Source organism: Bradyrhizobium sp. LA6.1 (assembly GCF_040547805.1).
GTDB classification, from domain to species: domain Bacteria; phylum Pseudomonadota; class Alphaproteobacteria; order Rhizobiales; family Xanthobacteraceae; genus Bradyrhizobium; species Bradyrhizobium barranii.
Map to the genome: position 1 here is coordinate 392586 of NZ_JBEPQK010000001.1, position 20572 is coordinate 413157.

Here is a 20572-nt window from a genome sequence, read left to right on the forward strand (position 1 = left end):
AATGCCCCGTTTCGCCGCCAACCTCTCGATGATGTTCACCGAGGTGCCGTTCCTCGACCGTTTCGACGCCGCCGCGCAAGCGGGCTTCACTGCAGTCGAATTCCTCTTTCCCTACGAGCATCCGGCTGAAGTGGTCGGCGAGCGGCTCAAGCGCAACGGTTTGACGCAGGCGCTGTTCAACCTGCCGCCGGGCGATTGGAATGCCGGCGAGAAGGGTTTTGCGGCGCTGCCGGCGCGATTCTCCGATCTTAAGGCGAGCCTGGAGACCGCGTTGCCTTACGCCAAGGCGACCGGCGTCAAGCGGCTGCACTTGATGGCCGGCATTGCCAACCGCGGCGAGCGCGTCGCGATCGAGGCGTTCTACAAATCGGTGGCGTGGGCTGCGGAGTTCTTCGCTCCGCACGGCATCGATATCGTGCTCGAGCCGATCAATGCGCGCAATGTGCCCGGCTACTTCCTCAACGATTTCGGCTTCGCGCGCGACCTGATCCAGGAACTGAGACTGGCGAACCTGAAGCTCCAGTTCGACATCTATCACTGCCAGATCATCCATGGCGACGTCACCATCCGCCTGCGTGAGATGATGCCGATCATCGGGCACATCCAGATCGCCAGCGTCCCCTCGCGCAACGAGCCCGACGGCGAGGAGCTGAACTATCCTTTCCTGTTCACTGAACTCGACCGGCTCGGCTATACCGGCTTCGTCGGTTGCGAATACAATCCGCGCGGCAAGACCACCGATGGCCTCGCCTGGTTCAAGCCTTATGCGGGAGTGAAGCCGTGACGCTCGCACTGGGTTGCATCGCCGACGACTATACCGGCGCCTCCGATCTCGCCAACACGCTGACGCGCGCGGGCCTGCGTACCGTGCAGACTATCGGCGTGCCCGCGGACGATCTCACGCTGCCCGAGGTCGACGCCGTCGTGGTGTCGCTGAAGAGCCGCTCGATCGAGGCGGGCCTTGCCGTGTCGCGCTCGCGCGCGGCGGAGAAATGGCTGCGTGGCCGCGGGGCGCGCCATGTGCTGTTCAAGATCTGCTCGACCTTCGATTCCACCGATGCGGGCAATATCGGCCCGGTGATGGACGCGCTGCGCGCCGATAGCGGCGAGGCCGTCGTGCTGGTGACGCCGGCCTTCCCGGAGACCGGTCGCACGGTCTACCAGGGCAATCTGTTCGTCGGCGCCGTGCCGCTGAACGAGAGCCCGCTCAAGGACCATCCGCTCAACCCGATGCGCGATTCCAACCTGGTGCGCGTGCTGGCACGCCAGAGCAAGACGCAGGTGGGTCTCGTCGACCTCGCGACCGTCACCCGCGGCGCGGAGGCCGTGCGGGCTCGGCTGGCCGAACTGTCAGGCAAGGGCATCGGTGCCGCGATCATCGATGCCGTGTTCGACCGCGACCTCGAGACCATCGGCCTCGTCGCTGCCCAGCATCGGCTGTCGGTCGGCGCCTCCGGCATCGGCCTCGGACTGGCGCGGGCTCTCGTCTCGACGGGCAAGGTCAAGTCGGCCGCTGGCAGCGGCGGGGCGGACGCCGCCGTCAGCGGACCGGCGGCCTGCCTCGCCGGAAGCTGCTCGCAGGCGACGCTTCAGCAGATCGCCAACGCCGAACGCGTCATGGCGGTGCTCCATCTCGATCAGGACCGTATTCTTACGGGAGCGGACGAAGTGCAGCGCGCGATCGCCTGGGCCAGGCCGCGTTTAGCCGACGGTCCGGTCCTGATCGCGTCGAGCGCGACACCGGATCAGGTCGCCGCCTTGCAGGCGCGCCACGGCCGCGATGCGGCCGGTCACGCCATCGAGCAGGCGATGGCCGACATTGCGGAAAACCTAGTCAAATCAGGCGTCAGGCGGCTGGTCGTGGCTGGCGGCGAGACCTCCGGCGCCGTCGTCGATCGCCTCGGGATTCCCGGCTTCCTGGTCGGTGCGGAGATCGCTGCGGGCGTCCCGGTGCTGCGCGCCGTCGGCGCTGAAGCAGGCGATATGTTGCTCGCGCTGAAGTCCGGAAATTTCGGCGGGCCGGAATTCTTCGCGGACGCGCTTGGGCTCATGCGCTGAGCGCAGGGCGTTCTTAGCTGCCTGTTCATTTCTTTCAGGCTCCGTACTCGAACGGAGTCGTAGTTAACATCTGCTCAGTCGCTCTGTTGTCTGATGTCGGCGTCGCTCCTTTTGGTTGATTGTTAAGACCTCCCGGACGCGCGCCCGCGCCAGCACAACGAGACCCGATTATGTTCGCCACCATTTCCATTCGCGCCAAGATCATCAGTGTCGTGGCGTTCCTGCTGGTCGCGATGACCGGCATGGGCCTGCTCGCCGTCACGAAGATGCGGTCGATGAACGCCAACACCACCGACATCACCACGAGCTGGCTGCCCAGCGTCCGGGTGCTCGGCGAACTCCGCGCCAGCGTCATCACCTACCGCAACGTCGTTCGCCAGCACATGCTGTCCGAGACCCTCGAGGAGAAGCTCGCCAACGAAAAGACGGCCGGCACCGTCATCGAGGCGCTCGCCAAGTCCCGCAAGGCCTACGAGCCGATGATCACTTCGCCCGAGGAACGCCGGCTGTACAACGAATGGGCCAAGCTCTGGGACGATTACAAGAAGGGCACCGAAGACGTCATGGCGCTGTCGCGCAAGGAGGCCGGCAAGGTCCCGCATGACGCGCAGGAGCTGAACACCAAGACGGTCAACAAGATCGGCCTTGCGTCGGATGAGGTCCTGATGAAGGACATCGATCTCAACACCAAGGGCGGCGACCAGGCTGCCCAGGATGCCGCCGACAGCTATTTCTATGCCTTCATGCTGGTCTCGATCATCCTCGGCGCCGCCGTGATCATCGGCATCGGCGTCAGCTTCTACCTGGTCCAGGACGTCTCCGCCGGCATCAACTCGATCATCCAGCCGATGCAGGCGCTCGGCAAGGGCGACCTCTCCGCCGAAGTCCCGCATCGCGGCGAGAAGACCGAGATCGGCGCCATGGCCGACGTACTCCAGATCTTCAAGGAAGCCTTGATCGCCAAGAAAGCCGCCGACGAGGCCGCCGCCGCCGATGCCGAAGCTAAGATCGAGCGCGGCCGCCGCGTCGACGGCATCACCCGCGATTTCGAAACGATGATCGGCGAGATCGTCCAGACCGTGTCGTCGGCCTCGACGCAGCTCGAAGCCTCCGCCTCGACGCTGACCTCGACCGCCGACCGCTCACAGCGGATGGCGACCACGGTCGCCGCGGCCTCGGAGGAAGCCTCGACCAACGTGCAGTCGGTAGCCTCGGCCACCGAGGAGATGGCCTCGTCGGTCGGCGAGATCAGCCGTCAGGTGCAGGAATCAGCGCGGATGGCGGGCGACGCCGTCGGCCAGGCCCGTGCCACCACCGAGCGCGTCAGCGAGCTGTCCAAGGCGGCCTCCCGCATCGGCGACGTCGTCGAGCTGATCAACACCATCGCCGGCCAGACCAACCTCTTGGCGCTGAACGCCACCATCGAGGCGGCGCGTGCCGGTGAAGCCGGCCGCGGCTTTGCGGTGGTCGCCTCCGAGGTGAAGGCGCTCGCCGAGCAGACCGCCAAGGCGACCGGCGAGATCGGCCAGCAGATCTCCGGCATCCAGGCGGCGACCAACGACTCGGTCGGCGCCATCAAGGAGATCTCCTCGACCATCGAGCGTCTCTCCGAAATCTCCTCGGCGATTGCGGCTGCGGTGGAAGAGCAGGGCGCAGCGACCCAGGAGATCGCCCGCAACGTGCAGCAGGCGGCGCAGGGGACCCAGCAGGTCTCCTCCAACATCACCGACGTGCAGCGCGGCGCGACCGAGACCGGCACCGCCTCCTCGCAGGTGCTGTCGGCAGCGCAGATGCTGTCCAACGACTCGAGCCGCCTCAAGACCGAGGTCAGCAAGTTCCTGACCAACGTCCGCGCGGCCTGAGCCGGGAAACCATCGCAGTTCTGAAGGCGGCGCCTGCGGGCGCCGCTTTTTTTGCTGGGGGTGAGCCGCTTCCGTAATATTCCGGCCGCAGGCTGCATATCTGGAATGCGATTTCGCAGTGCGATAGCAGGGAAGTGACCGGACGGGGCGGCGCTGTCGTTGGCCATTTCCACGGTGTTCGGGTAAATCAGCCCTAGGAACCCGTGGGGCGTGTTCCCTGTCCCTGATTTGGAATTGCCTGACCAATGATTGCTCTGGTCCGTATTGCCCTGAGCCGACCCTACACGTTTGTCGTGCTCGCGCTTCTGCTCCTGATCATCGGGCCGCTCGCGGCCCTGCGGACGCCGACCGACATCTTTCCGGACATCCGCATCCCCGTGATCGGCGTGGTCTGGCAGTACACCGGCCTGCCGCCGGACCAGATGTCCGGCCGCATCACCACGCCGTTCCAGCGGGCGCTGACGACGACCGTCAACGACATCGAGCATATTACCGCCAACTCCTATAACGGCTTTGGCATCATCAAGATCTTCTTCCAGCCGAACGTCGACATCCGCACCGCCAACGCGCAGGTCACCGCGATCTCGCAGACGCTGCTGAAGCAGATGCCGCCGGGCGCAACGCCGCCCCTGATCCTGAACTACTCCGCCTCGACCGTTCCGATCATCCAGGTGGCGCTGTCGGGCGATGGCCTGACCGAGCAGAACCTCGCCGATATCGGCATCAATAATCTGCGCACCCCGCTGGTCACCGTGCCCGGCGCGGCGATCCCGTATCCGTTCGGCGGCAAGCAGCGCCAAATCCAGATCGACCTCGATCCGACCGCGCTCCAGGCCCGTGGCCTGTCGGGCCAGGACGTCGCCAACGCGCTCGCAGCCCAAAACCTGATCACGCCGGTCGGCACCCAGAAGATCGGCCAGTTCGAATACAACATCCAGCTCAACAACTCGCCGCTGAAGATCGACGAGCTCGGCAATCTGCCGATCAGGACGGTCAACGGCGCGATGGTCTATGTGCGCGACGTCGCGACCGTGCGTGACGGCAATCCGCCGCAGACCAACATCGTCCATGTCGACGGCAACCGCTCGGTGCTGATGATGGTGCTGAAGGCGGGCGCGACCTCGACGCTCGATATCATCGCCGGCATCAAGCAGAAGGTGATCGACGTCAAGGACCAGCTGCCGGACGCGCTGAAGATCGGCTTCATCGGCGACCAGTCGGTGTTCGTCCGCGGTGCGATTCAAGGCGTCGCGATCGAAGGCGTGATCGCGGCGCTGCTGACCAGCGTCATGATCCTGCTGTTCCTCGGCAGCTGGCGCTCCACGGTCATCATCGCGGTCTCGATCCCGCTCTCGGTGCTCGGCGCCATCATCATGCTGTCGGCGATCGGCGAGACGCTCAACATCATGACGCTCGGCGGCCTTGCGCTCGCGGTCGGCATCCTCGTCGACGACGCCACCGTGACCATTGAGAACATCAACTACCATCTGGAGCAGGGCAAGCCGGTCGAGCAGTCGATCCTCGACGGCGCCAACCAGATCGTGACGCCGGCTTTCGTCTCGTTGCTGTGCATCTGCATCGTGTTCGTGCCGATGTTCTTCCTCTCCGGCGTCGCGCGCTTCCTGTTCGTGCCGATGGCCGAAGCCGTGATGTTCGCGATGATCTGGTCGTTCATCCTGTCGCGCACGCTGGTGCCGACCATGGCGAACTATCTGCTGCAGGCACACGTCCATCACGAGGGCGCGCCGCCGAAGTCGCGCAATCCGCTGGTTTGGTTCCAGCGCGGCTTCGAGAAGCGGTTCGAGCGCATCCGCGGCGGCTACCATAATCTGCTGGGACTGGCGCTGGTGCACCGCGCGGTGTTCGTGATCGGCTTCCTCTGCGTGGTCGGCGCGTCCTTCGCGCTGGTGCCGTTCCTCGGGCGCAACTTCTTCCCGGCGGTCGATGCCGGCAATATCCTGATGCATGTCCGCACCCAGGTCGGCACCCGCGTGGAGGAGACGGCCAACCAGCTCGCAGACGTCCAGAAGGCGATCCGCAAGCTGATCCCCGGCGAAATCGAGACGCTGACCGACAACATCGGCATGCCGATCTCCGGCATCAACATGACCTACAACAACACGGGCGTGATCGGCCCGCAGGACGGCGACATCCAGATCAAGCTGAAAGAGGGCCACAAGCCGACGGAAGAGCACGTGCGCGTGCTGCGCGAGCAGCTGCCGCGCCTGTTCCCCGGCGTCAGCTTCGCGTTCCTCCCCGCAGACATCGTCAGCCAGATCCTGAACTTCGGCGCGCCGGCGCCGATCGACCTGCAGATCCGTGGTGCCAATATCGGTGCCAACTTCGCCTACGCCAACAATTTGCTGGCGAGGGTTCGCAAGATTCCGGGCGTTGCCGATGCGCGCATCCAGCAGTCGCCGAACAATCCCACCTTCAACATCGACGTCGACCGCACCCGCGCGCAATATGTCGGCCTGACCGAGCGCGACGTCACCAACAGCCTCGTGGTCAATCTCGCCGGCTCCTCGCAGGTCGCGCCGACCTACTATCTCAATCCGGAGAACGGCGTGTCCTACTCCATCGTGATGCAGACGCCGCAATACCAGATCGACTCGCTCAGCGCGCTCCAGACGCTGCCGATCACGGCCACCGGCAATTCCCAATCGCCGATCCTCGGCGGCATCGCCGACATCAAGCGCTCGACCTCGAGCGCGGTGGTGTCGCAATACGACATCCAGTCGCTGGTGCAGATCTTTGCCACGACCTCGGGCCGCGATCTCGGCGCGGTCGCCGCCGACATCCGTCAGGTGATCGCCGACACCGCCAAGGACGTGCCGAAGGGCTCCTCCGTGGTGCTGCTCGGCCAGGTGCAGACCATGAACAGCGCCTTCACCGGCCTTCTGTTCGGCCTGCTCGGTGCCGTCGTGCTGATCTACTTCCTGATCGTCGTGAACTTCCAGTCCTGGTCCGATCCGTTCGTGATCATCACGGCGCTGCCGGCCGCGCTCGCCGGCATCGTCTGGATGCTGTTCATGACCGAGACGACGCTGTCGGTGCCCGCCCTGACCGGCGCGATCATGTGCATGGGCGTTGCCACCGCCAACAGCGTGCTGGTGATCTCCTTCGCCCGCGAGCGCTACGAGGAGCTCGGTGACCCCATCGCCGCTGCACTCGAGGCCGGCTTCGTCCGGTTCCGCCCGGTGCTGATGACCGCGCTCGCCATGATCATCGGCATGGCGCCGATGGCCCTGGGGCTCGGGGAGGGCGGCGAGCAGAATGCGCCGCTTGGCCGCGCCGTGATCGGCGGCCTGATCTTTGCAACTTTCGCCACGCTGATGTTTGTTCCCGTGGTGTTCAGTATGGTACACAAGAAACAAGGCGCCAAAGCCGCCGCCCCATTGGAGACTCCGCATGTCGCCCACTGAACCCCGCTCCCCGGTGTCGCACCGGAAACTGGGCATCTTCGGCGTGGTGGCGCTGATTGCGGCAGGCCTCGTCGTCGGCACCGGCATTCGTGCCCGCGAGGAGCAGGGCTCCAAGCTGAAGGAATGGACCGACGATCAGGCCGTTCCCAGCGTTGCAGTGACCCTGCCGAACGCAAAATCCCTCAACGGCACCATCGACCTGCCGGGTCGGCTCGAAGCCTATTACCGCGCGCCTATCTTCGCACGCGTCTCCGGCTATCTGAAGAGCTGGAGCGTCGACATGGGCGCGCGCGTCAAGGCGGGGCAGGTGATCGCCGAGATCGAGGCGCCCGACCTCGACCAGCAACTGCTTCAGGCCCGCGCCGACCTCGCCAGCCAGCAGGCCAGTGCCAGGCTCTCGGAAGCAACGCTCAACCGGCGCAAGACGCTGGTCGCCTCCAACTTCGTCTCCGCGCAGGAGATCGACGAGCGCACCGCCGATCTCTCCAACAAGAACGCGGCCGTCCACTCAGGCCAGGCAAATGTCGAACGGCTTGAAGCGCTGGCCGGCTACAAGAAGATCACGGTGCCGTTCGATGGCGTGGTCACGGCGCGCGATACCGACGTCGGCGCGTTGATCAATGCCGGCGGCGGCTCCGGCCCGGCGATGTTCGTGGTCTCCGACATCACCAAGCTGCGCGTTTACGTCAACGTTCCCCAGAACTACGTGCCTGCGATCAAGATCGGCGCCAAGGCCACCATGGTCATGCCGGAATACCCGAACCGGACATTCCAGGCGACGGTCGAGGCGTCTTCGCAGGCCGTCGACGTCGCCTCAGGAACCACCCGCATGCAGCTTCGGCTCGACAATTCCAACGGCGAGTTGATGCCCGGCGGCTATGCCAGCGTGAAGCTCAACCTTCAGCGCGACACCGCGCCGCTGAGCATTCCCGCCAGCGCCCTGATCTTCAACGGCAGCGGTCTGCGTGTTGCGACCGTCGGTCCCGACGACAAGGTGCAGTTCAAGACCGTGACCATCGCACGCGATCTCGGCAAGGAGATTGAACTCGCCTCGGGCATCGCACCCGACGACCGCGTGATCACTGCCCCGCCGGATGGTATTTCCGACGGCGACCAGGTTCGCGTCGCCGGCGGTGCCGGTGCCAAGGGCAAGCCGGCGACGGCGTCGGAGAAGCAGGCGCCGAAGGGCTAGGTTGATCTCGTAGGGTGGGCAAAGCGAAGCGTGCCCACCGTCTTCATGTGATTGGAGGAAGAATGGTGGGCACGGCGCAAGAGCGCCTTTGCCCACCCTACGAAAGCTACGCCACCCGCCACTCCGGCACGTCATCCGCGGCCATCGCGATCTCGCCGAGCGAGCCTACCGGCGTGCGATCCATGTTGAGCAGATGCGCCAGCGTCGCCGCGTCGCTCGCCGGAATGCGCGCGAGTGTGCGCCGCTCGTCCGCCGTCCGCAGCATCACCACGCCGTGTTCGACATCGCCGCCGCGGCCATAGAGCACCGTAAAGCTCTCGACCTTGCCCCTGCCTGAAACCTCCGTGACGAACTCGGGCACCGCGCGCTTGTTGCGGTCGGCCTCGGCTTGCACGCTGGTCTCCTGCGCCAGCGCCTCACGTGGCGTCTTCGACACCACCAATGCGTGGTGCTTGGTGACGAAGCCGCCCTGGCCGTAGAGCAGCCCGAGCTTGGCACCATCGCGCACACGCCGCACCATCGCGCAGGCCGCATGCGTCATGTAGGTGTTGAGCGGCGCGCCGAAGAAGGTGAGACCACCGGTCACGGTCGGCTGCACGTCGGCCCCGAGGCCAAGCGTCCGCCGCGCCATCTTGGGCACGCAAGGGAAGCAGCTATAGAGCTCGATCGCGTCGAATCCGTCGCCGCCGGCGAGGTCCATCGCCGCCTTCAGCACCGCATTCTGCGGATGGCTTTCATGGAACTGATCGCGCAGGAGGTAATCCCGCGGCTCTTCGGCCGAGGCGCCACCGAGCGGATAGACCAGCTTGTCCTCGGCGATGCCGGCCGCGCGCGCCCTGGCGAGGCTGGTGAGCAGCAGCGCGCCGCCCATGTTGACGCTGGGGTTGGCGACCATGAGCTTGTTGTAGGGCCAGGCGATCAGCCGGTTGTCCGCCGTCGGCGTCGTGATCTCGTCCGGCGCATAGCGCCGCTTCAGCCAGGCGTTGGGATTTTCGGCGGCGGCTTCGGAGTAGCGCGACCACAGCGTGCCGGACTCTGCCATGGCTTCGCGCGGCGTCTGGCCCCAATGGGCGGAGGAGGCGGACTCATAGAATGGATAAACCGTGACGGGACGGAACACGCCGAGCTTCACCGCCAGCGGCTTCTGGAATGCCGCACCACGCTTGGGCTCCTCGACGTCATGGGCGAACGGCGTCCAGGGTAGCTTGACCCCGGCGCGCTCCGCCTTGGTCGCGGTCGACTGCGCCTCCGCGCCGCAGACTGCCGCCACCGTGCATTCGCCGCGCGCGATGCGCTTTGCCGCCTCGTGGAGGTAGCGGATCGGGCTCTCACCGCCGACCGGGCCGTAATAGCAATGCGCCGGCGCAATGCCGAGCCGCTGCGCCAAAAGCTTTTCCGGATCGCGATAGCGCCAGCTCAGGAAGTTGACGACGTCGAGCGACTGCACCTCGCCAAGCAGCTTTGCGCCGGCGTCCTGCTCGGCCCGCCGTAGCGCCTGTTCGAGCAGATCCAGCGGCTCGAGGCCGTCGGTAATCTCCTTGGGTCGGTCGATGATCTCGCCGATGCCGACAATGACGGGGATGCGGTCTTCTGGGATGTTGTCAGTCATAATCTCGATTCACGATGTTAGTTGTCTCGTCATTGCGAGGAGCTCGCGACAAAATTGCGAAGAAATTTTGCGCTGTAGCGACGAAGCAATCCAGAAATGTATCCGCGGAAGCAGTCTGGATTGCTTCGCTTCGCTCGCAATGACGATGTGGATGCTACTCCGCCACCAGCGCATTCATGTGCTCGACGGCCTCTGCAAATTCTTCCTTGAACTCCTGCACCACCGCGCCCGCCGACTTCACGCTGTCGATCAGGCCGACGCCCTGGCCGACGAAATAGCTGACGAGGTCGCGCGCCTTGGCGTTGCCGCTCGCCGCCGCGCGGTCGATCGCGTTGAAGGCGTCGCGGCTGATGACGCTTTGCAGCGGCATCGGCAGCGCGCCCGGGCTTTCCGGCGCGCGGTCCCAGGCATCGGTCCAGACCGAGCGGAGCTGGCGTGCTGGCTTGCCGGTGCGCCCCTTCGAACGGATCGCGTCGCGAGAGGACGCCGCGATCATCTTCTCGCGGAAGATCTCCGTGGTCTCGGCCTCCACGGTGGCCAGCCACACCGAACCGGTCCAGGCGCCGGCCGCGCCCATCGCCATGCAGGCCGCCATTTGCCGTCCCGTCATGATGCCGCCGGCCGCGAGCACGGGCACGTCGCGGATCTTCTTGATCGCCTTGATCACCTCCGGCACCAGCACCAGGGTGGAAACCTCGCCGCAATGGCCGCCGGCCTCGGTGCCCTGCACCACGAGAATGTCGACGCCGGCCGCGACCTGGCGCAACGCATGCTCCTTGGCGCCGACGAGGGCGGCAACCGGCACGCCGTGCTTCCTGCCCATCTCGATCATCGCCTTCGGCGGCACGCCCAGCGCGTTGGCGATCAATCGGATCGGATGGTTGAAGGAGACCTCGAGCAGCTGAAGTGCCGTCTTCGCGTCGAACGGTTGCGGCTGGTTGTCGGCCACATCACTTGTCATCAACTCGATATCGTACTTTTTCAGGAGGTCGCGCGTGTAGGCGCGGTGCTCCTGCGGTACGCGCGCCTCCAGGCTCTTCCAGGTGACGTCCTTCTCGCCTGCGGTCGAGATGTTTTCGGGGATCAGGACGTCGATGCCGTAGGGCTTGCCGTCGACATGCTCGTCGATCCATTTCAGCTCGCGTTCGAGCGTGTCGGGCGTGTGCACGGTGGCACCCAGCACGCCAAAGCCGCCGGCACGGCTGACGGCGGCAACGACGTCGCGGCAATGGCTGAAGGCGAGCAGCGGGAACTCGATGCCCAGCATGTCGCAGATCGGCGATTTCATGGCTCTCTCCCGGCAGCCGTCGCGTTGCTGTTGTTGCTTTGCTTGAGCGAAGGCGCTTCGAAGCTAGCTCATCGTCGTCAACGATGCCAATCCGGATTTGGCCGCGCATCTTGCGTGCAGACGCCACGCGGCGGATGAGCCATTCCGCTGCACAAAATAAACAGACCGGAGCCCGCCGATTTGCCTCTTGCGCTTTTGTGGGTCTGTGAGAATGCTGGCGCAAACAAAGAGAAAACAGCGAGGGAGCGCCAACTGATGTCGCAAGCGCAAGCGAGTCAGGCCCGAACCGTGAAGGCCCAAGCCTTGAAAGCTTACGACGTGGTCGTCGTCGGCGCGGGCTTTGCCGGCATGTACATGCTGCACCGCCTGCGCGGTCTTGGATTCTCGGCGGGCGTCTATGAGCAGGGCGGTGGCGTCGGCGGCACCTGGTACTGGAATCGCTATCCCGGCGCGCGCTGCGATGTCGAGAGCATGCAGTACTCCTACTCGTTCTCGGAAGAGCTTCAGCAGGAGTGGGACTGGAGCGAGCGCTATGCGCCGCAGCCGGAGATCCTGAAATACGCCAACCACGTCGCCGATCGTTTTGACCTTCGCCGCGACATCCAGTTCGACACCCGCGTCGAGCGTGCGGCGTTCGACGCGCGCGCGAAGTGCTGGTCGGTGACAACGTCGGACGGCCAGACGGTTGAGGCGCAGTTCATCGTGCTTGCGACCGGCTGCCTCTCGAACGCGCGCAAGCCCGACATCAAGGGCCTCGAGAGCTTCAAGGGACCTATCTACCACACCGGCAACTGGCCGCATGAAGACGTCGACTTCACGGGCTTGCGCGTCGGCCTGATCGGGACGGGATCGTCTGGCATCCAATCGACGCCCGTCATCGCCGAACAAGCAAGACATCTCACCGTCTTTCAGCGAACGGCGAATTTTTCAATTCCCGCGCGCAACGCCGCGCTGACCGACGAAGAGCGCAACAATTTCCGCAAGACCTATCCGGAGATCCGCCGCTTCGCCCGCGAAGTCGCAGGCAACGGCATTTTCGCCGAGCAGCCCGATCGCGGCGCACTCGACGACAGCGACGAGACCAGGAATGGCAAATATTCGGCGCGCTGGGAGCGCGGCGGGCTCACCTTCATGTATGTCTACAACAATCTCGGCCTCGAGCGATCCGCGAACGATACCGCGGCGAACTTCGTGCGCGGCAAGATCGCCGAGATCGTGAAGGACCCCGAAACCGCGAAGCTGCTCCAGCCCAACAGCCATCCGATCGGCACCAAGCGCATCTGCATCGATACGGATTATTTTGCGACCTTCAACCGGCCGAACATCTCGCTGGTCGACATCAAGACCAATCCGATCGAGGAGATCACCGCGAATGCCGTGCGCGTCGCAGGCAAGGACCACGAGGTCGACGCGCTGGTGATGGCGACGGGCTTCGATGCCATGACCGGCTCGGTCGCGAAGATCGACATCAGTGGCCCGGGCGGACGGACGCTGAACGAAAAATGGGCGGAAGGCCCGAAGACCTATCTCGGGCTGATGAGCGCGGGCTTTCCGAACCTCTTCATCATCACCGGCCCCGGCAGTCCGTCGGTGCTCTCGAACATGATCGTCTCGATCGAGCAGCATGTCGACTGGATCGCCGATTGCCTCGTTCACATGCGCAGGCAGGGTGTTGCCACCATGGAGGCAAGCGGGGAGGCCGAGGACAAGTGGGTCGCCCATGTCAACGAGGTCGCCCGCGGCACGCTCTATCCGCAGGCCAATTCCTGGTACATGGGCGCCAACATTCCAGGCAAGCCGCGCATCTTCATGCCCTATATCGGCGGCGTCGGTGTCTACCGCCGGATCTGCGACGAGGTCGCGGCGAAGGGATATGAGGGGTTTTTGCTGGGGCGGGCCGAGCAGGGGCTGACGGCGGCCGCGTCCTGAACCTGGCTCTTTCCGATCGTTATTCCCGGGGGGCGCGGAGCGGCGGGCGCGGAACGAGGTCGGGGAAGTGGCCTGCCATGACGAAACGTAGAGTTGCCCCGCCCGGCAATGCATTTCTGCGCCCTTGCCATTGGCCATTCGCGGGCTAATTAATGCAGGCGCATCTTTTCGCCGGAGCCCCCGCATGACCGACGCCCCCGCCTACGTACCGCCCAAGGTCTGGACCTGGAACAAGGAGAACGGCGGGCAGTTCGCCAGCATCAACCGCCCCATTGCCGGCGCGACCCACGACAAGGAACTGCCGGTCGGCAAGCATCCCTTCCAGCTCTATTCGCTGGCGACGCCGAACGGCGTGAAGGTCACGGTGATGCTGGAGGAACTGCTGGCGCTCGGCCACAAGGGCGCCGAATACGATGCCTGGCTGATCAGGATCGGCAATGGCGACCAGTTCGGCAGCGGCTTTGTCGACATCAACCCGAACTCGAAAATTCCCGCGCTGGTGGACCGGTCCGGTCCCGAGCCGATCCGGGTGTTCGAATCCGGCTCGATCCTGGTCTACCTCGCCGAGAAGTTCGGCGCCTTCCTGCCGAAGGACATCAAGAGCCGCACCGAAGCGATGTCCTGGCTGTTCTGGCAGATGGGCAGCGCGCCCTATCTCGGCGGCGGCTTTGGTCACTTCTACGCCTATGCGCCGACCAAGATCGAATACGCCATCGACCGCTTTGCGATGGAGGTCAAGCGCCAGCTCGACGTGCTCGACCGGCGCCTTGCCGACAACGAGTACCTCGCGGGCAATGATTACACCATCGCCGACATCGCGGTGTGGCCCTGGTACGGCGCGCTCGCCAAGGGGCTGGTCTATGGCGCCGGCGAATTCCTGTCGGTGCAGGACTACAAGCACGTGCAGCGCTGGACCGACCAGATCGCCAAGCGTCCGGCCGTCAAGCGCGGCCGCATGGTCAACCGCGTTTCCGGCGATCCCGCCAGCCAGCTCCACGAGCGCCACGACGCCGGCGATTTCGACACCAAGACCCAGGACAAGATCGGCGAGCCGGCCGCGACGTAAACGGTGCTCGCTTCACCTCGCCCCGCTTGCGGGGAGAGGTCGAATTCGATCGACGATCGAATTCGGGCGAGGGGGACTCTCCGCGAGTCCAACTCACACTGTTTTCTCGGAAGCAGCCCCTCACCCAGCCCTCTCCCCGTAAGAACGGGGCGAGGGAGCGCGATGGCGCGGCCTACTTCCCCTTCGCTCCCTCCGCCGTCGGGAACACCACGCGATCATCCGTGCGGCAGTAGCGATCGGCGAACATGCGGCCGATCGGATGATAGCGGTCCATGTGCACCCGCATCGCCTTGTCGTCCCACAGCTCGTCGCGGATATGGAAGTGGATGCCTTCGCCCATGATCAGCCGGCGATCGTCGTTGACGTCGATCATCTTCCAGAGCTTGCACTCCATCGCCCAGGGCGTGTCGGCGAGCCGCGGCACGGCGATCTTCGCCGACGGTGCGAGCTTCAGCCCGAGATAGTCAGGCTCGCCCACTTCAGGGGGAAAGTCGCCGCTGCTCTCGTGCATGGCCTTCGCCAGTGGCTCGTCGGCGAGGTTGACCACGAACTCGCCGGTGCGCTGGATGTTGAGAAAGGTGTCCTTGTCCTGGCCGTTGGGCTTGCGGTTCGCCGCGAACATGCACAGCGGCGGATCTTCGCAGAAGGCGTTGAAGAAGCTGAACGGCGCGGCGTTGACGATTCCGGTCGGCCCGACCGAGGTCACCCACGCGATCGGCCGTGGCAGGATGAAGGACGTCAGCACCTTGTAGCGCTCGCGTGGCGTCAGGTCGCTGGCGGCGTATTCCATGGTGGCTCCTGGACGGAAGGCTTGCTTTCTTCACCTCTCCCCGCAAGCGGGGAGAGGGGAAAGAGAGAGGGAGGATTACGCCATGCTCAACTCGTGGCGTCCCACCACCATCCAGTGCACCTCGTCCGGACCGTCGGCGAAGCGCAGATGGCGGACGTCCTGGTACATCTCCGCGAGCGGGGTCCAGTGCGAGATGCCGGTGGCGCCGTGCATCTGGATCGACTGGTCGATGATCTTGCAGGCGCGCTCGGGCACCATGGCCTTGACCATGGAGACCCAGACGCGGGCCTCCTTGTTGCCGAGCACGTCCATCGCCTTGGCGGCCTTCAGCACCATCAGCCGCATCGCCTCGATCTCGCAGCGCGCCTGCGCGATGATCTGCATGTTGCCGCCGAGATGGGCGATCTTCTTGCCGAAGGCCTCGCGGGTGAGGCCACGCTGCACCATCAGATCCAGCGCCTTCTCGGCCTTGCCGATGGTGCGCATGCAGTGATGGATGCGGCCCGGGCCGAGCCGGAGCTGCGAGATCTCGAAGCCGCGGCCTTCGCCGAGCAGCATGTTTTCCTTCGGCACACGGACGTTGTTGAAGCGCATGTGCATGTGGCCGCGCGGGGCGTGGTCCTGGCCGAACACGTACATGGGCCCGAGCACCTCGACGCCGGGCGTGTCGCGCGGCACCAGGATCTGCGACTGCTGCTTGCTGGGCGCCGCATCCGGATTGGTCTTCACCATCACGATGAGGATCTTGCAGCGCGGATCGCCGACGCCGGAGATGTAGTATTTCTCGCCGTTGATGACCCATTCGTCGCCGACGAGCTTTGCGGTCGTGGAAATGTTCTTGGCGTCGGAGGAGGCGACGTTCGGCTCGGTCATGACATAGGCCGAACGGATCTCGCCGTTCATCAGCGGCTTCAGCCACTTCTCCTTCTGCTCCTTGGTGCCGACGCGCTCCAGCACTTCCATGTTGCCGGTGTCCGGCGCCGAGCAGTTCATCGTCTCGGAGGCCAGCGGGCTCTTGCCGAGCTCGGAGGCGATATAGGCGTAGTCGAGATTCTTCAGGCCCTGACCGGTCTCGTCGTCGGGCAGGAAGAAGTTCCAGAGACCTTCCTTCTTGGCCTTGTTCTTGGCGACCTCGAGCACCTCGAGCTGCTTCGGGGTGAAGCTCCAGCGATCCTCCTTGCCTTCGCCGGCCTTGGCGAACTCGATCGACATCGGCTCGACGGTGTCGCGGATGAACTTCCTGACGTGATCGTAGAGCGGCCGGACCTGGTCCGACATGCGGAGATCGTTGAGCTCATCGCCGGGATTGAGAGTGTAGTTGGTGGTGCGGGGTATGTAGGCGTGCTTTGTCATTGTTCCTCCCGGGGTCACTGAGATCGCGTTGGGCCGCAGAATAGTCGCAGCGCGGCGAAAGCGCGAGCGCGCATTTTTTCAGGCGACCCATGCCATGCGATGGAATATCGCGAGTGCGTTTGAAATGTTGTTTGAACGGGGTCGCAGTTTCGGTGTGTCCGCGCGCCAATCTCCGCTGTCATCGCCCGATTCAATCGGGCGATCCAGTACTCCGTGACGTCTGTGGTTCACCGAGAAGCCGCAGCGTACTGGATTCCCCGCTCCAGTGCGCAATTGCGCACAAGGCGAGGAATGACAGCGGTGGATGTGGCTGGCCTAGTTCGCCATCCGATGCATCGCGCAGATCTTGTTGCCGTCGAGATCGCGCAAATAAGCGATGTAGAGCTTGTTCCCTGCGCCCTCGCGGATGCCGGGCGGATTCTCGATCGGCGTTCCGCCGGCGGCGACACCGGTGGCGTGCCACTTGTCGACCTGCTCAGGCGAGTTGGCGGCAAAGCCGATGGTGCTGCCATTCGCACACGTGGCGGCCTCGCCGTTGATCGGCTTCGTTACCGAGAACACGCCGGTCTTGGTGATGTAGAAGATGCGATGGCCGTCGACTCTGGCCGGGCGCACTTCGAGCGTGCCGAGCAGCTGGTCGTAGAACGCCTTGGCCTTGTCGAGGTCGTTGGTGCCGATCATGATGTGTGAGAACATTTGCCCATTCCCCTCAGAGTTTGTAGCCCGGATGGAGCGTAGCGAAATCCGGGTCTTGCTTACTTTTGGAAGTTCCCGGATTGCGCTGCGCTCCATCCGGGCTACGAGAAATCAAAACGCCGTATAGCCGCCGTCGATCACGAACGTATCCGCGGTGTGATACGACGACGCCTTGCTCATCAGATACACCGCGATGGCGCCGAAATCGCTGGCCTCGCCGAAGCGCCGCATCGGAATGCGCGGCATCACATTGGCGACGAACTTCTCGTTGGCCATGATGCCCGCGGTCATGTCGCTCTTGATCCAGCCGGGCAGGATCGCATTCGCGGTGACGCCGTGACGCGCCAGCTCGACGCCGAGCGCGCGCACCAGCGCGTTGATCGCGGCCTTGGTCGCGGCATAGTGCTCGTTGCGCGCAGTGCCGAAGATCGAGGCGAGGCTCGATGTCGCGACCAGCCGGCCGAAGGGATCACCGGCATTGGCGCGCTCGGTCATGTGTTTTGCGGCGGCCTGGAACGCGTGGAACACGCCGTCCAGATTGGTCGCAAACATCGTGCGCCACTCCTCCTCGGTGCGCTCGATGAAGGAGCGCCGGCCGCCGCCGCCGATGCCGGCATTGGCAAAGCAGCCGTCGACCCGGCCGAAAATGTCGAGTGTCGCCTTCATCGCGGCATTGACCGAAGTTGGATCGGTGACGTCGCAGACGCGGGTGTCGACCTTGCCGGAGAGGCCCGTCATGCTCGCGGCAGCAGCCTTGTTCTTGTCAGGATTGCGGCCCCAGATCGAGACGTTGCAGCCCTGGCCGGCGAGCGCCTGCGCGATGCCGAGCCCGATACCGCCATTGCCGCCAGTGATCACGGCGACGCGGCCGCTGAGGTCGAAAAGGTTCATGGCGCGTTTCCTGTTTTTGGCACGGGCGCGCGCCAGCCTGTGCGCGCAAGATTGTGCGATACGACGACAAGGTATGTTCGGACCACCATGGACAAGGCCGCGACAAAAATCAAATATGCGCCCCGGCAAAACTAATTCCGGTCTGCGAAACATCGCTAGTATCAACTGACGAGGAAACCATGCAGTTCAAACATGTCACGCTCGATTTCGATGGCTCGGTCGCGATCCTCCGGCTCGACCATCAGGAGGTGATGAACGCGGTCTCCATGGACATGCTGGGCGGCCTCTCCGATGCCCTCGACGCGATCGAGGAGAAGAAGGGCGAGGTCCGCTGCGTGGTACTGACCGGCGCGGGGCGGGCGTTCTGCACCGGCGCGAATCTGCAAGGGCGCAACAACCAGTCGAAGAAGACCAAGGCCGGCCTGACGCTCGAGACTGGCTTTCATCCCTTCCTGCGCCGCATCCGCAATCTGCACTGCCCGATCGTCACGGCCGTCAACGGCCCGGCCGCTGGCGCCGGCATGAGCTTCGCGCTGCTCGGCGACATGATTTTGTGCGCGCGGTCCTCTTACTTTCTTCAAGCCTTCCGTCGCATCGGCCTGGTGCCGGATTGCGGCTCGACCTGGCTGCTGCCGCGCCTCGTCGGCCGGGCGCGCTCGATCGAATTGTCGCTGATGGGCGAGCGCCTGCCGGCCGAGAAGGCGCTGGAATGGGGCCTCGTCAACCGCGTCTATGACGACGGCGTGCTGATGGAGGAGGCGATGAAGCTCGCGCGCGATATCGCCAGCGGCCCGACGGTCGCGCTGTCGCTGATCCGCAAGCTCTACTGGGACAGCCCCGAAAATTCGTTCGAGGATCAGCTCAATCTCGAATTCCAGTGCCAGCTGCGTGCCGGCGACACGGACGATTTCCGTGAAGGTGTTGGCGCGTTCCTGGAGAAGCGCCCGGCGCAGTTCAAAGGCAAATGATCGAGGCCGAGCTCTCCCGCAGCGTCGTGCGCTGGTGCGAAGGGGCGACTGGCGTCACCGGCGCGGCAAAACTCTCCGGCGGCGCCAGCCAGGAAACCTGGCGCTTCGACATCGAGCATCCCGATGGGTCGATCGGCGCGATCCTGCGCCGCTCGCCGAAGGGCTATGGCGCCGCGCCGACGCGCGCGGCAGGTCTCGCCGCCGAAGCCCAGTTGATGCAGCTTGCCTATGAGGCGGGCGTGCCGTCGCCGCGCGTGATGCATGTGTTGACGCCCGACGAAAATCTCGGCACCGGCTTCATCATGCAACGGGTCGAGGGCGAGACCATCGCCCGCAAGATTCTTCGCGATGATGAGTACGCGGCGGCCCGGCCGCGTCTCGCACGGCAGATCGGCGGCGTGCTCGCCGGCCTGCACAGGCTGCCGCAGGACAAGCTGCCGGAACTGCGCAGCCGGTCCGCGACCCGGGAGATCGGCGAGTTCGAGCGCGACTATCGCAGCCTGAACTGGCCAAAGCCCGTGTTCGAGCTGGCGCTGCGCTGGCTGCGCGACCATGATCCGGGGCCGTCGGCCGAGACCACGCTGGTGCACGGCGATTTCCGCAACGGCAATCTCATCATCGGCGCGGACGGCGTCCGCGCCGTGCTCGACTGGGAGCTCGCCCATCTCGGCGATCCCATGGAGGATCTCGGCTGGGTCTGCGTCAACTCCTGGCGCTTTGGTGAGATCGACAAGCCGGTCGGCGGTTTCGGCTCGCGCGAGGAATTGTTCGCCGGCTATGAGGCCGCGGGCCGCAAATGCGATCCTGCGCGCGTCAAATTCTGGGAAGTGATGGGCACACTGCGCTGGGGCATCATGTGCGGCGGCATGATGCAGCGGTTTCGCGAGGGGCCTGACCATTCGATGGAACGCGCCATGATCGGCCGCCGCGCCAGCGAGACCGAGATCGATCTGTTGCGGCTGCTGGCGCCGCGCGGGAGCTGACACATGCAGGACGAACCGACACCGACCGAGCTGACCAAGGCGGTCGCCGATTTCCTCCGCAACGACATCACGCCGCTGATCTCCGGCCATCAGGCCTTCAAGCTGCGCGTCGCCATCAACATCCTCGACCTCGTGACGCGGCAGCTGACGCAGGAGGAGAGGAGCGACGCGAAGGAGGTGGAGCGGCTGCGTGCGCTGCTGGGCATGGACGGCTCGGTCGCCGATCTCAACCGCGCGCTCGCCGAGCGCATCGCCAACGGTGAGGTTGATCTGGCAACGCCTGGCCTCGCCGAGCATCTGTGGGCGACCACGATGGACAAGCTCGCGGTCGATCAGCCGAACTACGCATCGTACAAGCGGGAGCTGGGGCGAGGCGGGTAGACGGTGCCATATTCTCCGCTGTCATCGCCCGCCTAGTGCGCAATTGCGCACAGGGGCGGGCGATCCAGTATTCCAGAGACG

General features: G+C 64.8%; 16 protein-coding genes. 10 read left to right on the plus strand and 6 right to left on the minus strand.

Annotated elements, in window-relative coordinates:
• Window position 1: 1 nt before the first annotated feature.
• The 5 genes from otnI (at window position 2) to ABIB99_RS01825 (ending at window position 8537) form a co-directional block, all read left to right on the plus strand.
• Complete coding sequence (otnI, locus tag ABIB99_RS01805) at window positions 2-784, plus strand: 2-oxo-tetronate isomerase (RefSeq protein WP_247308130.1); 783 nt, start codon at window positions 2-4, stop codon at window positions 782-784.
• The gene (gene otnK, locus ABIB99_RS01810) at window positions 781-2058 is read left to right on the plus strand and encodes a 3-oxo-tetronate kinase (protein ID WP_354174608.1); all 1278 of its coding nucleotides are present in this window, start codon (window positions 781-783) and stop codon (window positions 2056-2058) included. The genes otnI and otnK overlap by 4 nt, the downstream gene beginning before the upstream one ends.
• A gap of 170 nt (window positions 2059-2228) precedes the next feature.
• The gene (locus ABIB99_RS01815) at window positions 2229-3920 is read left to right on the plus strand and encodes a methyl-accepting chemotaxis protein (protein ID WP_063984694.1); all 1692 of its coding nucleotides are present in this window, start codon (window positions 2229-2231) and stop codon (window positions 3918-3920) included.
• Window positions 3921-4165: 245 nt separating this feature from the next.
• Window positions 4166-7345, plus strand: coding sequence for an efflux RND transporter permease subunit (locus ABIB99_RS01820; RefSeq protein WP_354174610.1), 3180 nt, complete (start codon window positions 4166-4168; stop codon window positions 7343-7345).
• Complete coding sequence (locus ABIB99_RS01825; protein WP_063984692.1) at window positions 7332-8537, plus strand: efflux RND transporter periplasmic adaptor subunit; 1206 nt, start codon at window positions 7332-7334, stop codon at window positions 8535-8537. The genes ABIB99_RS01820 and ABIB99_RS01825 overlap by 14 nt, the downstream gene beginning before the upstream one ends.
• Window positions 8538-8643: 106 nt before the next feature.
• Here ABIB99_RS01825 and ABIB99_RS01830 read toward each other — a convergent pair whose 3' ends face one another.
• Together ABIB99_RS01830 and ABIB99_RS01835 are read right to left on the minus strand one after the other, a co-directional pair.
• Complete coding sequence (locus tag ABIB99_RS01830) at window positions 8644-10146, minus strand: acetyl-CoA acetyltransferase (RefSeq protein ID WP_354174612.1); 1503 nt, start codon at window positions 10144-10146, stop codon at window positions 8644-8646.
• 154 nt (window positions 10147-10300) lie between these two features.
• Window positions 10301-11434: a nitronate monooxygenase gene (locus ABIB99_RS01835; protein WP_354174614.1), complete on the minus strand. Its 1134-nt coding sequence runs from the start codon at window positions 11432-11434 to the stop codon at window positions 10301-10303.
• Between the two features lie 255 nt (window positions 11435-11689).
• On the opposite strand from ABIB99_RS01835, the gene ABIB99_RS01840 reads away from it, so the two are divergent.
• Together ABIB99_RS01840 and yghU are read left to right on the plus strand one after the other, a co-directional pair.
• Entirely contained in the window at window positions 11690-13363 is a 1674-nt protein-coding gene (locus ABIB99_RS01840) for a flavin-containing monooxygenase (protein ID WP_354174616.1), read from the plus strand.
• Window positions 13364-13547: 184 nt separating this feature from the next.
• A complete protein-coding gene (gene yghU / locus ABIB99_RS01845; RefSeq protein ID WP_063984688.1) occupies window positions 13548-14429 on the plus strand; it encodes a glutathione-dependent disulfide-bond oxidoreductase in 882 nt (293 codons plus the stop codon).
• 172 nt (window positions 14430-14601) lie between these two features.
• Here yghU and ABIB99_RS01850 read toward each other — a convergent pair whose 3' ends face one another.
• The 4 genes from ABIB99_RS01850 to ABIB99_RS01865 form a co-directional block, all read right to left on the minus strand.
• The gene (locus ABIB99_RS01850; protein ID WP_354174619.1) at window positions 14602-15219 is read right to left on the minus strand and encodes a flavin reductase family protein; all 618 of its coding nucleotides are present in this window, start codon (window positions 15217-15219) and stop codon (window positions 14602-14604) included.
• 75 nt (window positions 15220-15294) lie between these two features.
• Window positions 15295-16572, minus strand: coding sequence for an acyl-CoA dehydrogenase family protein (locus ABIB99_RS01855; protein ID WP_028146896.1), 1278 nt, complete (start codon window positions 16570-16572; stop codon window positions 15295-15297).
• Window positions 16573-16887: 315 nt separating this feature from the next.
• Window positions 16888-17268, minus strand: a complete 381-nt coding sequence (locus tag ABIB99_RS01860) for a VOC family protein (RefSeq protein ID WP_166099008.1) — start codon at window positions 17266-17268, stop codon at window positions 16888-16890.
• 111 nt (window positions 17269-17379) lie between these two features.
• On the minus strand, window positions 17380-18159 hold the full coding sequence (locus ABIB99_RS01865; RefSeq protein ID WP_354174622.1) for an SDR family NAD(P)-dependent oxidoreductase: 780 nt from the start codon (window positions 18157-18159) through the stop codon (window positions 17380-17382).
• A gap of 179 nt (window positions 18160-18338) precedes the next feature.
• On the opposite strand from ABIB99_RS01865, the gene ABIB99_RS01870 reads away from it, so the two are divergent.
• From ABIB99_RS01870 to ABIB99_RS01880, 3 genes are read left to right on the plus strand one after another with little or no spacing between them, the layout of a single operon-like run.
• The gene (locus ABIB99_RS01870; RefSeq protein ID WP_354174624.1) at window positions 18339-19127 is read left to right on the plus strand and encodes an enoyl-CoA hydratase/isomerase; all 789 of its coding nucleotides are present in this window, start codon (window positions 18339-18341) and stop codon (window positions 19125-19127) included.
• Complete coding sequence (locus ABIB99_RS01875) at window positions 19124-20110, plus strand: phosphotransferase family protein (RefSeq protein ID WP_354174626.1); 987 nt, start codon at window positions 19124-19126, stop codon at window positions 20108-20110. The genes ABIB99_RS01870 and ABIB99_RS01875 overlap by 4 nt, the downstream gene beginning before the upstream one ends.
• A gap of 3 nt (window positions 20111-20113) precedes the next feature.
• A complete protein-coding gene (locus tag ABIB99_RS01880) occupies window positions 20114-20491 on the plus strand; it encodes a DUF6285 domain-containing protein (RefSeq protein ID WP_354174628.1) in 378 nt (125 codons plus the stop codon).
• The last annotated feature ends 81 nt before the right edge of the window (window positions 20492-20572 follow it).

Bases quoted from the DNA above. Each gene is read 5' to 3' on its own strand.
- ABIB99_RS01870 (WP_354174624.1), top strand. From the start codon at position 18,339: ATGCAGTTCAAACATGTCACGCTCGATTTCGATGGCTCGGTCGCGATC.
- ABIB99_RS01855 (WP_028146896.1), bottom strand. From the start codon at position 16,572: ATGACAAAGCACGCCTACATACCCCGCACCACCAACTACACTCTCAAT.
- ABIB99_RS01875 (WP_354174626.1), top strand. From the start codon at position 19,124: ATGATCGAGGCCGAGCTCTCCCGCAGCGTCGTGCGCTGGTGCGAAGGG.
- ABIB99_RS01820 (WP_354174610.1), top strand. From the start codon at position 4,166: ATGATTGCTCTGGTCCGTATTGCCCTGAGCCGACCCTACACGTTTGTC.
- ABIB99_RS01860 (WP_166099008.1), bottom strand. From the start codon at position 17,268: ATGTTCTCACACATCATGATCGGCACCAACGACCTCGACAAGGCCAAG.
- yghU (WP_063984688.1), top strand. From the start codon at position 13,548: ATGACCGACGCCCCCGCCTACGTACCGCCCAAGGTCTGGACCTGGAAC.
- ABIB99_RS01830 (WP_354174612.1), bottom strand. From the start codon at position 10,146: ATGACTGACAACATCCCAGAAGACCGCATCCCCGTCATTGTCGGCATC.
- ABIB99_RS01815 (WP_063984694.1), top strand. From the start codon at position 2,229: ATGTTCGCCACCATTTCCATTCGCGCCAAGATCATCAGTGTCGTGGCG.
- ABIB99_RS01880 (WP_354174628.1), top strand. From the start codon at position 20,114: ATGCAGGACGAACCGACACCGACCGAGCTGACCAAGGCGGTCGCCGAT.
- ABIB99_RS01850 (WP_354174619.1), bottom strand. From the start codon at position 15,219: ATGGAATACGCCGCCAGCGACCTGACGCCACGCGAGCGCTACAAGGTG.
- ABIB99_RS01865 (WP_354174622.1), bottom strand. From the start codon at position 18,159: ATGAACCTTTTCGACCTCAGCGGCCGCGTCGCCGTGATCACTGGCGGC.
- ABIB99_RS01840 (WP_354174616.1), top strand. From the start codon at position 11,690: ATGTCGCAAGCGCAAGCGAGTCAGGCCCGAACCGTGAAGGCCCAAGCC.
- otnI (WP_247308130.1), top strand. From the start codon at position 2: ATGCCCCGTTTCGCCGCCAACCTCTCGATGATGTTCACCGAGGTGCCG.
- ABIB99_RS01825 (WP_063984692.1), top strand. From the start codon at position 7,332: ATGTCGCCCACTGAACCCCGCTCCCCGGTGTCGCACCGGAAACTGGGC.
- ABIB99_RS01835 (WP_354174614.1), bottom strand. From the start codon at position 11,434: ATGAAATCGCCGATCTGCGACATGCTGGGCATCGAGTTCCCGCTGCTC.